The sequence below is a fragment of the Lysobacter sp. FW306-1B-D06B genome (assembly GCF_038446665.1).
Classification (GTDB): domain Bacteria; phylum Pseudomonadota; class Gammaproteobacteria; order Xanthomonadales; family Xanthomonadaceae; genus Lysobacter_J.
Genome location: NZ_CP151802.1, coordinates 2,912,840 through 2,925,421 on the forward strand (window position 1 = coordinate 2,912,840; position 12,582 = coordinate 2,925,421).

16 protein-coding genes are annotated in these 12,582 nt (G+C 67.8%); 8 read left to right on the forward strand and 8 right to left on the reverse strand.

What is annotated here, in order from left to right; all coding sequences use genetic code 11:
- Positions 1 to 122 precede the first annotated feature (122 nt).
- The 5 genes from AAFF32_RS13350 to AAFF32_RS13370 form a co-directional block, all read right to left on the reverse strand.
- The gene (locus tag AAFF32_RS13350; protein ID WP_342317275.1) at positions 123 to 1,376 is read right to left on the reverse strand and encodes a cytochrome b N-terminal domain-containing protein; all 1,254 of its coding nucleotides are present in this window, start codon (positions 1,374 to 1,376) and stop codon (positions 123 to 125) included.
- A gap of 32 nt (positions 1,377 to 1,408) precedes the next feature.
- Positions 1,409 to 1,951 carry an Ohr family peroxiredoxin gene (locus AAFF32_RS13355; RefSeq protein ID WP_342315458.1) on the reverse strand — a complete coding sequence of 181 codons (543 nt, stop codon included), beginning with the start codon at positions 1,949 to 1,951 and terminating at the stop codon, positions 1,409 to 1,411.
- A gap of 118 nt (positions 1,952 to 2,069) precedes the next feature.
- Positions 2,070 to 2,840 carry an SDR family oxidoreductase gene (locus AAFF32_RS13360; RefSeq protein ID WP_342315459.1) on the reverse strand — a complete coding sequence of 257 codons (771 nt, stop codon included), beginning with the start codon at positions 2,838 to 2,840 and terminating at the stop codon, positions 2,070 to 2,072.
- Between the two features lie 149 nt (positions 2,841 to 2,989).
- Positions 2,990 to 4,018, reverse strand: a complete 1,029-nt coding sequence (locus AAFF32_RS13365; RefSeq protein WP_342315460.1) for a LysR family transcriptional regulator — start codon at positions 4,016 to 4,018, stop codon at positions 2,990 to 2,992.
- Complete coding sequence (locus AAFF32_RS13370) at positions 4,015 to 4,380, reverse strand: sigma factor-like helix-turn-helix DNA-binding protein (protein ID WP_216966318.1); 366 nt, start codon at positions 4,378 to 4,380, stop codon at positions 4,015 to 4,017. The genes AAFF32_RS13365 and AAFF32_RS13370 overlap by 4 nt, the downstream gene beginning before the upstream one ends.
- 70 nt (positions 4,381 to 4,450) lie before the next feature.
- On the opposite strand from AAFF32_RS13370, the gene AAFF32_RS13375 reads away from it, so the two are divergent.
- Positions 4,451 to 4,855, forward strand: a complete 405-nt coding sequence (locus AAFF32_RS13375) for a cupin domain-containing protein (protein ID WP_342315461.1) — start codon at positions 4,451 to 4,453, stop codon at positions 4,853 to 4,855.
- A gap of 72 nt (positions 4,856 to 4,927) precedes the next feature.
- Positions 4,928 to 5,815: an RNA polymerase sigma-70 factor gene (locus tag AAFF32_RS13380; protein ID WP_342315462.1), complete on the forward strand. Its 888-nt coding sequence runs from the start codon at positions 4,928 to 4,930 to the stop codon at positions 5,813 to 5,815.
- Between the two features lie 106 nt (positions 5,816 to 5,921).
- Here AAFF32_RS13380 and AAFF32_RS13385 read toward each other — a convergent pair whose 3' ends face one another.
- Complete coding sequence (locus AAFF32_RS13385; protein WP_342315463.1) at positions 5,922 to 6,614, reverse strand: HD domain-containing protein; 693 nt, start codon at positions 6,612 to 6,614, stop codon at positions 5,922 to 5,924.
- A 236-nt stretch (positions 6,615 to 6,850) separates the two neighbouring features.
- Between AAFF32_RS13385 and AAFF32_RS13390 the strand changes: the two genes are divergently transcribed.
- The 3 genes from AAFF32_RS13390 to AAFF32_RS13400 all read left to right on the forward strand — a co-directional run bounded on the left by AAFF32_RS13390 (position 6,851) and on the right by AAFF32_RS13400 (position 9,022).
- Positions 6,851 to 7,600, forward strand: a complete 750-nt coding sequence (locus AAFF32_RS13390; protein ID WP_342315464.1) for a glucose 1-dehydrogenase — start codon at positions 6,851 to 6,853, stop codon at positions 7,598 to 7,600.
- A 255-nt stretch (positions 7,601 to 7,855) separates the two neighbouring features.
- On the forward strand, positions 7,856 to 8,677 hold the full coding sequence (locus AAFF32_RS13395) for an alpha/beta hydrolase (protein ID WP_216966327.1): 822 nt from the start codon (positions 7,856 to 7,858) through the stop codon (positions 8,675 to 8,677).
- A 138-nt stretch (positions 8,678 to 8,815) separates the two neighbouring features.
- Complete coding sequence (locus tag AAFF32_RS13400; protein WP_216966329.1) at positions 8,816 to 9,022, forward strand: hypothetical protein; 207 nt, start codon at positions 8,816 to 8,818, stop codon at positions 9,020 to 9,022.
- A gap of 24 nt (positions 9,023 to 9,046) precedes the next feature.
- Here the strand turns inward: AAFF32_RS13400 and AAFF32_RS13405 are convergent, their stop codons facing one another.
- Positions 9,047 to 9,469 (reverse strand): YqaA family protein, encoded by a 423-nt coding sequence (locus tag AAFF32_RS13405; RefSeq protein ID WP_216966331.1) that lies wholly within the window; start codon positions 9,467 to 9,469, stop codon positions 9,047 to 9,049.
- Positions 9,470 to 9,565: 96 nt separating this feature from the next.
- Here AAFF32_RS13405 and modA point away from each other — a divergent pair, with 96 nt between their 5' ends.
- From modA to AAFF32_RS13420, 3 genes are read left to right on the forward strand one after another with little or no spacing between them, the layout of a single operon-like run.
- Positions 9,566 to 10,330 carry a molybdate ABC transporter substrate-binding protein gene (modA, locus tag AAFF32_RS13410; protein ID WP_342315465.1) on the forward strand — a complete coding sequence of 255 codons (765 nt, stop codon included), beginning with the start codon at positions 9,566 to 9,568 and terminating at the stop codon, positions 10,328 to 10,330.
- Positions 10,330 to 11,052 (forward strand): molybdate ABC transporter permease subunit, encoded by a 723-nt coding sequence (gene modB, locus AAFF32_RS13415; RefSeq protein ID WP_342315466.1) that lies wholly within the window; start codon positions 10,330 to 10,332, stop codon positions 11,050 to 11,052. The genes modA and modB overlap by 1 nt, the downstream gene beginning before the upstream one ends.
- 28 nt (positions 11,053 to 11,080) lie before the next feature.
- Entirely contained in the window at positions 11,081 to 11,689 is a 609-nt protein-coding gene (locus AAFF32_RS13420) for an ATP-binding cassette domain-containing protein (RefSeq protein ID WP_342315467.1), read from the forward strand.
- Here AAFF32_RS13420 and AAFF32_RS13425 read toward each other — a convergent pair.
- Positions 11,679 to 12,485 carry a TOBE domain-containing protein gene (locus AAFF32_RS13425; protein ID WP_216966340.1) on the reverse strand — a complete coding sequence of 269 codons (807 nt, stop codon included), beginning with the start codon at positions 12,483 to 12,485 and terminating at the stop codon, positions 11,679 to 11,681. The two genes, AAFF32_RS13420 and AAFF32_RS13425, sit on opposite strands and share 11 nt — an antisense overlap.
- Between the last annotated feature and the right edge of the window lie 97 nt (positions 12,486 to 12,582).

Here is a 12,582-nt window from a genome sequence, read left to right on the forward strand (position 1 = left end):
GTATCGAAGTGTGGCGGCCGCTGCCATGGAACCAGCCTGCGCGTCCTGCGGCGATAACACGTTGGTATGCCCACATACCAATGGATGACCCGCGCGCGCGTCCGAGCGCCGCGCGGATCGCGTCAGGGATGATGCGTGAGCCGTTCCGGAACGGGCCTGGTGCGCTCCAGGCCGAAGGTCGTGTAGATCCAGACGAATGCGAAGAAGCCGAAATAGACCGCGACCATCGCGCGCCCGATCCAGTTTTCGATCGCGTTGATGTCGGCGCCCGCATCGGCGACGCGTTCGATCATCGTCGTCACGGCGCCCGCGCCGATGAAGCCGAGCACCACGAAGGCCGTCGCGAATGCGCCCAGCGCGATCCGATAGCCCAGGCCGCGATAGCGGATGGACTTCACCTTGCCGCGATCCAGCCACGGCAGCAGGAACAGCACGGCGAGCGCCGAGAACATCACGACGACGCCGCTGAGCTTGTGCGGGATCACGCGCAACATCGCGTAGAACGGCGTGAAGTACCACACCGGCTTGATGTGCTCCGGCGTCACCAGCGAGTTGGCTTCGGTGAAGTTGTCGTGTTCCAGGAAGATGCCGCCCACCGTGGGCGCGAAGAAGATGATGAACGCCGCCAGCAGCAGGAAGGCGACCGTGCTGAGCAGGTCCTCCACCGAGTAGTACGGGTGGAACGGAGTGCCGTCCACGGGATGTCCGTCGGGGCCGAGGTTGTCGAAGATCTCCACCCCGTCCGGGTTGTTGGAACCCATCTCGTGCAGCGCCAGGATGTGCACGGTGACCAGGAGCAGCAGGATCAGCGGCAAAGCGATGACGTGCAGCGAGAAGAAGCGGTACAGCGTCGCATCGCCCGGCAGATAGTCACCCATGATCCATTCGGTCAGGCCGTTGCCGATGACCGGGATCGCGCCGAACAGCGAGATGATCACCTTCGCGCCCCAGAACGACATCTGGCCCCACGGCAGCACGTAGCCCAGGAAGGCCTCGGCCATCAGCACCAGGTAGATCAGCATGCCCAGGATCCACACCAGCTCGCGTGGCTTCTTGAACGAGCCGTACAGGAGCGCGCGGAACATGTGCAGGTAGATGACGACGAAGAACAGCGACGCGCCGGTGGAGTGCATGTAGCGGATCAGCCAGCCCCACTCCACGTCGCGCATGATGTATTCCACCGACGAGAACGCTTCGGCCGCCGACGGCTTGAAGTGCATCGCCAGGAAGATGCCGGTCACGAGCTGGTTCACCAGCACCACCGAGGCGAGCGCGCCGAAGAGGTACCAGATGTTGAAGTTCTTCGGCGCGTAGTACGTGGCGGTGTGCGCGGAGACGAACGACAGCCACGGCAGGCGGTCCTCGACCCAGGCCAGCACGCGGTTCTTCGGGTATACGCGGACGATCTTTATCGCCATGACGGGCCTCCCGTGCCGACCGGAGACGGCGTTGCGGTGTCCGGCGCGAGTGCGACGGCATGCTCGATGCCCTGCCTGAACATCTTCGCGTAAGGGCAGATGCGCTCGGTGTTGCGGATGAGTTCGGCGGCGACGCTGCGCTCGATCCCGGGCAGGTTCACCGCGACTTCCGCCGAGAGCAGGAACAGGCCGTCGACCGGATCGCGCGAGAAAGTGACGGCCGCTTCCACGCTGGCACCGGCCAACGACAGCCCGGCGCGCATCGCCAGCAGGGTCATCGCGCCGTGGAAGCACGCCGCGTAGGCGGCGGCCAGCAGTTGCTCCGGATTGCAGCCTCCGCCCTGCCCGCCCAACGCCAGCGGCAGGCGCAGGTCCAGATCCAGTGCACCGTCGTCGGATCGCGCCATGCCCGAGGCGCGTCCATGCGCGGCTTCGCCTCCGGTGACGCACACCCTGCCCGTGTAGAGCGGATGGACGTCATCGCCGTAGTACTTGTCCAGCAGGCGCGGCGACGGTGGCTTGAGCGTGCTCATGGCGATCCCCGACAAATCCTTGTGGTGCCACCGGCGTCCGGCCCGGTCGCCATGCCGTGTGCCGCTCGTCGTGTTCGACGAGCGACGGTGCCGCGATGGGCGCGAGCCCGACATCGCGTTACTCGCGCGGTGCGTACCGCGCGAACTCCGACTGGCGCAGCCAGCCTTCGAAACCAATCTCGCCCTGCCACGCCGTGCCCAACGGCACGAGCGTGTCGTCCTGCAATTGCGCACCGAAGTACAGCGCGCTTGGGTCGCCGACGACTTCGCGCGGATCCTGGGTGATGCGAAGGAAACGCTGGGCCAGTTCCGCCAGCGACGTGCGCTCCGGTCCGGCGATGTCCGCCGTGCCGTTCAACGGCGCCTGCTGCGCGTGGCTCGCGACGGCATCGGCTACGTTCTCCGCAGCGATGGGCTGTACCAGCGCGGTGGGCATGTGCACCGAACCGTCCTTGTCGCCGGACTGGATGATGCCCGGCAGGAACTCGTAGAACTGCGTGGAATGGATGATGGTGTAAGGGATGCCCGACTCGCGGATCAGGCGCTCCTGCGCGAGCTTGCCGCGGAAGTAGTCGCTGCTGGCGAGGCGATCGGTGCCCACCACCGACAGCGCGATGTGATGGCCCACGCCCGCCTTCTTTTCCGCGCCGAGCACCTTCTGGCCGGCCGCTTCGAAGAACTCGCGCACGGCATCGCCCACGAACACCGGCGAGTTCGCCAGGTCCACGACGACCTGCGTCCCCGCCATCGCTTCGTCCAGGCCTTCTCCGGTCAGGATGTTGACCCCGGTGGACGGCGCGGCGACGACGACTTCATGCCCGGCCTTGCGCAGGCGCTCGACCACCTTGCTGCCGATGAGGCCGGTTCCACCAATGACGACGATTTTCATGTTCGACCTCCGTGAACGAATGAGCGGCCGCCGCATGCAAGCGCGGCGACACGAATGACTGTCGGGCTGATGCTAGGAAGCGCGCCGGCGCGGCAGTAGCCCTGTGGGTGGACGCACGTTGTTGCCCGCCACGCATCAATCGCGGGCGCTCACGCGGCCTCGTCGATGCGCTCCAGGCGCGCGGCGCCAACCTGCGTGGTTTGCCAGTGCGCGATGACGTCCAGGTCCAGGGCGCGGATCTGCGCGGTCATTAAGTCGATGAACGCGCGGATGCGCTTGGGTTGCTGGCGCCGGCTCAGGTAGCACAGGTAGTGGCCGCGGTCGTCGGGCGCGAACGGGTCCAGGCACGTCACCAGCGCGCCGCTGCGCAGCGCGTCGCAGACCTGGTAAGCCGGGAGCTGGACGATGCCGTGGCCGTCGAGTGCGGCCTGCAGCGCGAGTTCGGGGTCGTTGAACACCAGTTCGGCCGGTGGCCGCACGTTGCGCGCACGGCCTTCCACGCGGAAATCCCAGCTCTGCAGCCGGCCGTTGGCGAGTCGCTGGTTGATGCACGCATGTGCGGGTAGTTCATCCACCGTCGAAGGCAACCCGTGCGCCTGCACGTAAGCCGGCGAAGCGCACGTCAGCATCTGCATCGGCACCAGTTGCTTGGCGATCACCTGGCTGTCTTCCAGCGCACCGTCGCGGAACGCGACGTCGATGCGATCGCCCGCCAGATCGAGCGGGCGATCGTCGAGCAGCAACTCCACCGACACGCCCGGATACGCCGCGCGGAAGCCGTTGAGCAGCGGCGCGATGACCTTTCGACCGAAGCCGTGCGGGGCGCTGACGCGCAACTCGCCGCGCGGCGGGCCTTCGCGCAGGTCGCGCATTTCTTCCAGCGCCTGCAGGATGCGCTCCACGCCGGGGCGGCAACTCTCGTAGAACAGCTCGCCTTCGCGCGTGAGCGAGGTGGAACGCGTGGTGCGCAGGAACAATCGCGCACCGAGCTGGCCTTCGAGCTTCTGCACGCTGCGGCTGACCGCCGAGCGGCCGATGCCGAGCCGGTCGGCCGCGCGCGCGAAACTGCCCTCCGTGGCGACGGCGATGAAGGCGACCACGCCGGCATAGCTGGCGGAGAAGCTGGCGCTCAGCACGTCGTGACCTTCGGTGGACTGGGGAATCGTCGCCAGGTTCATGGCGTCCTCGCTGGGTTTGCGATGGAGCGGGCGTGCTCGCGCGCACATGCGCGGGCCAGTTCCACCTGTTGGCGGCATGCCGGTGGCGGCAGGCCGAGGAGAGCGGAGATGTCGTCGTAGCTGGCGCCGAAGACCTCGTGCAGCATGAATGCGGCACGGGCACTGGGCGGCAGTGCGTCGAGCACGATGAGGAATTCCGCCCACACCCGCTCCGACGGCGTGGGCAGCGCAGGGTCCCGGCTGGGAGTGTTTTCGGCGTCCATATCCAGTAGACGGCCCAGGACGGCGGTTTGTGACGTGTCGGCATTGGTGCCCTCGGCGCAACACGATGCGTCCGTCGCGACGCCTTCCGGCGCCTGCATCGCGCGCCTAGCCTTGCAGCGAGCCTGGCGCGGTGCGCCGGGCGTCCCATCTGCTTGCCAGGAGCGCGCCATGCACCTGCGTCATCTGCTGCTTCCCCTTGTCCTGCTTCCGATCGGCGCGACCAGCGCCGCCGGCCCCGCTGCACCGGAGCCCATCGTCACGCCCGTGATGACCAAGGCGCTGCCGGAATATCCGGGCAAGGAAGTGCTCATCCTCAAGGTCCAGTACCCGCCGGGCGGCGCCGACCCGGTGCATCGCCACGACGCGCACGGCTTCGTCTACGTCGTCGACGGCTCCATCGTCATGGGCGTGGAGGGCGGCAAGGAGGTCACGCTCAAGCCGGGCGAGGCCTTCCACGAAGGCCCGCAGGATCTCCATACCGTCGGCCGCAACGCGAGCAGCACGGAGCCGGCGACGTTCGTGGTATTCCTGCTCAAGGACGCGGGCAAACCGCCGGTGCTGCCGCCGAAGTAACTGCGCACGGCGGTCCATGAGCGCGGCCGCCGCGCGTGCCAGACTGCGGCTTCCTCTTCCGCTTCGAGTGGGATGGAAGACGCTACCGCTACCTTCGGGCGATTGCGGCCTCGCATGCTGGGCGCGGCGTATCGCATGCTCGGCTCGTTGAGCGAGGCCGAGGACGTCGTGCAGGACGTCTGGCTGCGCTGGCACGACGCCAATCCGGCGCGCATCGAGAACGCCGAAGCCTGGCTGATCGCCGCGACCACGCGCCGTGCCATCGACCGCCTGCGCCTGGCGCGCAACGAGCGCGAGCACTATGTGGGCATCTGGTTGCCCGAGCCCGTGCTCACCGACGGCCCTTCCACGCCCGAGCAAGTGCAGGAAGCCTCCAGCGATCTGTCGATCGCCTTCCTCACCGTGCTCGAACGCCTTGCGCCCGACGCGCGCGCGGCGTTCCTGCTGCACGAAGTGTTCGAGGCGGACTACGCGCAGATCGCCGACATCCTGGGAAAGACCGAAGCGACGTGCCGCAAGATCGTGCAACGCGCGAAGGAGCACCTTCGCGAGGACCGCCCGCGCTACGTAGTCTCCGACCAGGCACACCAGCGGCTCATGCGCCGCTTCCTGGAAGCGGTGTCCAGCGGCGACTTCGCGGCGATGAAGACCCTGATGGCCGAGTCGGCGGTGCTCGTCGGCGACGGTGGCGGCGTCGTCACCAGCTTCCCCAAGCCCATGGTCGGCGGCGACCGCATCGCCGCGCTGCTGTACGCGGCGCGCCTGCGCTTCAAGGACGAGCTGCACATCCGCGGGGCCATCATCAACGGCCGCATGGCCCTGCTGCGCTACATACACGACGAACTGGAATCCGTGCAGTCCTACGAGACGGACGGCGAACGCATCGTGCGCGTGTACGTGCAGCGAAATCCCGAAAAGCTCAGGCGTGTGGCGCGGCGGGAGGTGATGGCGATGAGTTGAAGGCCGGGAATGGGGATTCGGGATTGGGGATTCGTAAAAGCCTAGTGTGATGTCCCGGAGTGCTGCTCTTGCAAATCCCGAATCCCGAATCCCGAATCTCAATCCCTCACTCATCAAACGGCGCACCCATCAGCGCATCCACGCTCGAGCCCGGATCGTAGCCCGGCACGAAACGCAGGCCGAAGTCGCGTGCAAAGTTGTCGTAGGTCGTTTCCGGACGCGTTCGCGCGATGCGGCAGACGTCGTCGGTGAAGCGCTGCTTCATCTGCAGGCGCGGGAACGCTTCGAGGATGTTCGCCATCACGTCGGTGGGAATCGCGTCAAAACCCCACCCGCCCCAGTCCAGGCCGACACCGACGACGCCCAGCGCCACTTCGCTTTCCTTGTGCAGGCAGATCGAAGGCGTCGAGTTCAGCGCCACGCCGTCCCAGACGAGCTGGCAGCGGTGTTCGTCCAGGCCTTGTGCGCGCGCGAACGTGCGCGCCGCGTTGGCGCCTTCCACTTCGAAACGCAGTGGCCCCTGGAACGCCTCCGCCAGGCCCAGGTCGTGTAGCAACGTCACCACGGCGAGCACTTCCGGATCGTGCGCCGTGCCGTCCTTCCCGGCCATGGCCGCCGCGAACAGCCACGACCGCATGACGTGGTTGAACAGATAAGGCTCGCAGTGCGCGCGTGCGTATTCGATCGCGCGCGACACCAGCGGCGTGTCCGGCACTTCCACGCCGGCCAGCATGCGCGTGGGGAGCGCGCGCCCGGACGGGGCGACGGCCTGCGTGGCGTTGGCGGTGGTCTGGTTCATCTGCATGCCCTCGGGCCGGTTCGTACGCCGATCCTCGTGCGCGGCGCGCCCACGCGGTATCACCGGCGACGGCCACACCGTGTTTCCCGGCGCACACCAATGCGCAACGGCAAGTGCATTGGTGCCCGGCACGCAACGCGGTGGTCCCGTGCGTGCGTCTACCGGACCGCGGTCGCAGTTCCTACTGTTGGCGCATCGTGCCGACGCGGTCGGCGCACCCCTACGGAGCAGCACAAATGGACGACCTCAGCGGAAAGATCGCGCTCGTGACGGGCGGCGGCAGCGGCATCGGCCTGGCCTCGGCGAAGATGTTCGCCGATCAGGGCGCGCAGGTGATCATCACCGGGCGCCGAATGGACGTGGTCGATCAGGCGCTGGAACACATCGGGCGCGGCGCGATCGGCATCATCGGCGACGTCGCGGATGTCTCGCACCACGAGACCATCGCGCACGAGTTGATGCGCAGCTTCGGCGGCCTGGACATCTACATGGCCAACGCCGGCGTCAACACCATCAACCACTCCTCGCAGGTGAGCGAGGCCGAGTACGAAGCGCAGTTCGCCGTGAACACGCGCGGCGTGTTCTTCGGCGTGCAGAAGCTGGCGCCGGTGATGCGTAACGGTGGCTCGGTGATCATCACCGGCTCCATCGCCAGCGATCGCTACATGGAAGGCCACGCGGTGTACGCGGGCTCCAAGGCGGCGATCCTCGCGTTCGCGCGATGCTGGGCCGTGGAGCTCAAGGCGCGGCGCATCCGCGTCAACGTGATCAGTCCGGGTCCGGTGGACACGCCGATCCTCGACAAGCTGGGGCTGCCGCCGGAAGCCCGTGCGCTGCTGGAGAAGAACGTGTCCGAGGCGATTCCACTGGGACGCCTGGGCACGCCGGACGAACTCGGCAACGCGGCGCTGTTCCTGGCATCGGATGCCAGCAGCTTCATCACCGGCATCAACCTGCGCGTGGACGGCGGCATGTCGCTGCTGTGATCCACCGCGTGCGTTCGCGCGATGGCACGCGCGGCGCTTTCGCACGGAATCCCTTCCATGAGCACGCCCGTTCGCGACCATCCGCTCCCCTCCCCCACTGCGCCGAAGGCGTTCGACGCGCGCGAAAGCGTCGACCCTTTGCGCCGCAGGTTGCTCGCGGCGGGCGTGCTCTCCCCTGTCCTGGCGGCGCTTTCAGCAAGCGCTTTCGCCGCCGTCACGCGACGTCCCGCTCCCCCATCACCGAGGAACACCGACATGAAATCCATCACCACCACCGATGGCACGCAGATCTTCTACAAGGACTGGGGCACGGGCCAGCCCATCGTGTTTCATCACGGTTGGCCGCTGTCCGGCGACGACTGGGACGCGCAGATGCTGTTCTTCCTCGCCCAGGGCTATCGCGTGATCGCGCACGATCGTCGCGGCCACGGTCGCTCGACGCAGACTGCGAGCGGCAACGACATGGACACGTATGCCGCCGATGTCGCCGCGCTCGTCAAACACCTCGACCTGCGCGATGCGATCCACATCGGCCACTCCACTGGCGGCGGCGAAGCGGCGCGCTACGTCGCACAGCACGGCGCGGGGCGCGTGGCGAAGCTGGTGCTGATCGGCGCGGTGCCGCCGTTGCTGCTCAAGACGGACGCCAACCCGGGCGGCACGCCGAAGGACGTCTTCGACGGACTGCGCAAGGGGCTGGCGGCCAATCGCGCCGGCTTCTACTGGGATTTTCCGGTTCCCTTCTACGGTTACAACCGCGCGGGCGCGCCGCTGTCGGAGCCGGTGCGCCAGAACTGGTGGCGCCAGGCCATGATGGGCGGCGCGAAGGCGCAGTACGACTGCATCGCGGCGTTCTCCGAAACCGACTTCACCGACGACCTCAAGCGCATCGACGTGCCCACGCTGGTGATGCACGGCGACGATGACCAGATCGTGCCCATCGCCGACTCCGCGCTGCTCACGGCCAAGCTGCTGAAGAACGCCACGCTGAAGGTCTACAAGGGCTATCCGCACGGCATGTGCACCACGCATGGCGACGTGATCAATCCCGATCTGCTCGCGTTCGTCCGCGGCTGATCGCGTCTGCGCGGACCATCGCATCGGCCTGGATGCCGGGGGCGCTCTGTTCCGGAGCGCCCCCGCAGCCATGTTCAGCCACGTCAAAACGCAAAAGTAGTAGCGTCGTTCGTCCGGTAGCCGCGTGCTGGAGGCGCCATGTACGACGTACCCGTAACCGACAGCCAGCGTGCGTTCCTCGAGGACCTCGGACGCACCGCACGGGCGCATCTTTCCCACCTCGATTGGGACGAGGTCGAACCGCATCTCAGGCTGGGCTGGTATTCCAGCGTGCTGTCCAACGATCTGGATTGGGGACGCGTGGAAGCGATCGCGCACGAGAGCTGGGCCCGCGATCCGTTCTGATCAGCGCCCCCATCGACGCGTGCCTCATGCGTAGTGCGCAGTGATCAGCGCAAGCGCCACGTAGCGCCCTGTCTTCGCGATCGCGACCAGCACCACGAACACGCGCAACGGTTCGCGCATCGCGCCCGCGGCCAGCGTCAGCGGATCGCCGATGATCGGCATCCAGCTCAGCAGCAACGACCACTTGCCATAGCGCGCGTACCACGCCTGCGCGCGCGCCATCGCGGCCGGCTTCACGGGGAACCAGCGCCGGTCGCTGAAGCGCACCAGCTCGCGACCCAGGAACCAGTTGACGGTCGATCCCAGTACGTTGCCGACGCTGGCCGCGAGCACGAGCGCCCACGGCGCATAGCCGGCCAGTTGCAGGCCCACCAGCGCGCCTTCCGATTGCGCCGGCAGCAGCGTGGCGGCGACGAAGGCGATGAAGAACAACCCCAGATAGGCCATCGCGTGGATTGTAGAGGCCCCCCGTTGAGCCCCGGGGGCGGCGGGCATACGCTATGTACCGCGCTATATATCGATGCCATCCCGAGGAGCAAGCCCATGCGTGCCTGGATCCATCGCGTCCTCCTGCTGCTCGCGCTCGCCGTTGCGGGCCCCGCCCTGGCCGAGGAGCCGGTCCGCGTGTTCGCCGCGGCCAGCCTGACCAATGCCCTCAACGACATCGGCCTGGAATGGCGGAAGGCCGGGCATCCCAAGCCCAGCCTGGCCTATGCCGCATCCTCGGCGCTCGCCAAGCAGATCGAAGCCGGCGCCCCGGCGGACGTGTTCGCCTCCGCCGACCTGACGTGGATGGACTATCTGGACAAGCGCGGGAAGCTCCAGGCGGGCACGCGCCGCAACCTGCTCGGCAACACGCTGGTGATGATCGTGCCGCAGGGCCGTGCGTTCCCGGTGCAAGTCCGGCGCGGCTTCGACCTGGCCGGCGCTTTCGAAGGCAGGCTCTGCACCGGCGAGCCCGGCGTCGTTCCGGCCGGTATCTATGCGCGCGAAGCGATGCAGAACCTGGGCTGGTGGGACGCGATGAAGAACCGCATCGTCGGCACCGACGACGTGCGCACGGCGCTGGCCTTCGTCGAGCGCGGCGAGTGCCCGCTCGGCATCGTGTACGCCACCGATGCGAAGATCAGCCGGAAGGTCGACGTGCTCGCTTCCTTCCCGCCCGGCAGCCACAAGCCCATCGTCTATCCCTTCGCCGCCGTGGAAGGCGCGCGGCCGCAGGCGCAGGCGTTCCTGCGCTTCGTGCAGACCTCGCCGCAGGCCGCCGCGATCTTCGCCAAGTACGGCTTCACCCGGCTCAAGCCCTGATGGCGATGTGGCTCACGCCCGAGGAGTGGGACGCACTGGCGCTGTCGGCCAAGGTCGCGCTGTGCGCGACGGCCGCCTGCCTGCCGTTCGGCATCGCGCTGAGCTGGCTGCTGGAGCGGCGGCAGTTCCCGGGCAAGGTGTGGATCGACACGCTGGTGCAGTTGCCGATGGTGCTGCCGCCGGTCGTCCCGGGGTATCTGCTGCTGTTGCTGCTGGGCACGCAGGGGCCGCTGGGCGGCTGGTTGAAGGAGACGTTCGGCATCGTGATCGCCTTCACCTGGAAGGGCGCGGTGATCGCCTCGGCGGTGATGGCGTTTCCGTTGATGGTGCAGCCGATCCGGCTCGCGATCCGCCTGATCGATCCGCGCCTGGAGAAGGCCGCCGCCACCCTCGGCGCGAAACCGTGGGACACCTTCTTCACCGTGACCTTGCCGCTGTCGGTGCCGGGCCTGATCGCCGGCTGCATCCTGTGCTTCTCGCGCAGCCTGGGCGAGTTCGGCGCGACGATGGCCTTCGTCGGCAACATCCCCGGCGAGACGCGCACGCTGCCGCTGGCGATCTACAGCCTCACCCACCTCCCCGACGGCGAAGCGGCGGCCTTGCGACTGTCGCTGCTGTCCATCGCGCTGGCCGTGGCCGCGCTGCTGGTGAGCCGCTGGATCAGCCTGCGTGCGGAGCGACGCCTGGGCTTTCTCGATCGGGGCCCGCATGCTGAGCTTTGATCTGAACTTCGCACGCGGTGGGTTCGTCTTGAACGCCGCCGCCCGAGTCGGCGCAGGCGTCACCGGTGTGTACGGGCCGTCGGGCTCGGGCAAGAGCACCCTGCTGGCGCTGCTCGCCGGATTGCTCACGCCCACGCGCGGGCAGGTGCGGCTGGGCGAACGCGTGCTGGTGGACACCGCCGCGCGGCGCGTGCTGCCGCCGTGGGAACGCCATGTCGGCCTGGTCTTCCAGGACGGCCAGTTGTTCCCGCATCTCACCGTGCGGCAGAACCTGTTGTACGGATTCGCGCGCATTCCGCAGGCCGGCCGCAATTTCGATCTGGCCGGCGTGGCCGGGTTGCTGGAACTGACCCCGCTGCTCGACCGCCGCCCCACTCTGCTCTCCGGCGGCGAACGCCAGCGCGTCGCGCTCGGCCGTGCGTTGCTGTATTCGCCGCAACTGCTCTTGCTCGACGAACCGCTGTCCTCGCTCGACGACCGCCTCAAGCAGCAGATCCTGCCCTTCCTCAAGCGCATCAAGGACGAGACACGCATTCCGATGCTGTACGTCACCCACGCGCACAGCGAGCTGGACTACCTCGCCGATCGCGCCTACGGCATGGAGCGCGGAACGCTCCTGGCGCAAGTCACGGACTGACGGCGAGGATCACGCTCGACGCCTTGAACAGCGCCGTCGCCGGCACGCCTTCGGCCAGCTTCAACTGCTCGGCCGAGGCATTGGTGACGATGGCGGCGATGGCGTTGCCGCCGGCCACTTCGATCACCACTTCGGTGTTCACCGCGCCCGGAATCACGCGCGTGACCGTACCCGGCAACTGATTGCGCGTGGACAGCCGCACGCCATCCAGATCGGTGCCGACGATGACGCTGGACGCCTTCACCAGCGCGATCGCCTGGCCGCCTTCGGCCAGGCCCATGCGCTGCGCGCTTTCGTGCGTGACGATCGCGACGATCCGGCCCCCGCCGGACAACTCCAGCTCGACTTCGTCGTTCACCGCGCCCGTGGCGATGCGCACGATGCGGCCGGACAGGTGGTTGCGGGCGCTGGTCTGCATGTCGAACCTCGCAAGGATGTTCAGATCGTGGAGGTCCAGGCCGGGGCGGGCATGGGCGATGCGTGCGTTGAGGCTTTCGATGAAGCGCGCGTTCTCGGCCTCGACCTCGCGCCAGGTGGCGACGAGCCGCTCGCCGTCGGGCGTCAGGCGCGTTCCGCCGCCGCCCTTGCCGCCGACCACGCGCTCCACCAGCGGCTTGTCGGCGAGGTTGTTCATGGCTTCGATCGCATCCCACGCCGCCTTGTAGCTCAGGCCGACATGACGCGCCGCGGCGGCGATGGACGCCTCGCTGCCGATGGCCGACAACAGCGCCATCCAGCGCTGGCTGCCGAAGGTGCCGTGCCGTGCTTCGACGGTGAGCGAACTGAGGATGCGCATCCGAGGGTCGCGGGACTGAACGCGGCCACTGTACCGCAGCGTTCCGGCCCGGCGCGGGAGCCTCCATCACGCCTGCTGACGTACGATCGGCACCCGG

Coding starts and splice junctions, on each gene's coding strand:
- AAFF32_RS13355 (WP_342315458.1), bottom strand. CDS start 1,951: ATGAGCACGCTCAAGCCACCGTCGCCGCGCCTGCTGGACAAGTACTAC.
- AAFF32_RS13360 (WP_342315459.1), bottom strand. CDS start 2,840: ATGAAAATCGTCGTCATTGGTGGAACCGGCCTCATCGGCAGCAAGGTG.
- AAFF32_RS13365 (WP_342315460.1), bottom strand. CDS start 4,018: ATGAACCTGGCGACGATTCCCCAGTCCACCGAAGGTCACGACGTGCTG.
- AAFF32_RS13370 (WP_216966318.1), bottom strand. CDS start 4,380: ATGCAGGCGCCGGAAGGCGTCGCGACGGACGCATCGTGTTGCGCCGAG.
- AAFF32_RS13375 (WP_342315461.1), top strand. CDS start 4,451: ATGCACCTGCGTCATCTGCTGCTTCCCCTTGTCCTGCTTCCGATCGGC.
- AAFF32_RS13380 (WP_342315462.1), top strand. CDS start 4,928: ATGGAAGACGCTACCGCTACCTTCGGGCGATTGCGGCCTCGCATGCTG.
- AAFF32_RS13385 (WP_342315463.1), bottom strand. CDS start 6,614: ATGAACCAGACCACCGCCAACGCCACGCAGGCCGTCGCCCCGTCCGGG.
- AAFF32_RS13390 (WP_342315464.1), top strand. CDS start 6,851: ATGGACGACCTCAGCGGAAAGATCGCGCTCGTGACGGGCGGCGGCAGC.
- AAFF32_RS13395 (WP_216966327.1), top strand. CDS start 7,856: ATGAAATCCATCACCACCACCGATGGCACGCAGATCTTCTACAAGGAC.
- AAFF32_RS13400 (WP_216966329.1), top strand. CDS start 8,816: ATGTACGACGTACCCGTAACCGACAGCCAGCGTGCGTTCCTCGAGGAC.
- AAFF32_RS13405 (WP_216966331.1), bottom strand. CDS start 9,469: ATGGCCTATCTGGGGTTGTTCTTCATCGCCTTCGTCGCCGCCACGCTG.
- modA (WP_342315465.1), top strand. CDS start 9,566: ATGCGTGCCTGGATCCATCGCGTCCTCCTGCTGCTCGCGCTCGCCGTT.
- modB (WP_342315466.1), top strand. CDS start 10,330: ATGGCGATGTGGCTCACGCCCGAGGAGTGGGACGCACTGGCGCTGTCG.
- AAFF32_RS13425 (WP_216966340.1), bottom strand. CDS start 12,485: ATGCGCATCCTCAGTTCGCTCACCGTCGAAGCACGGCACGGCACCTTC.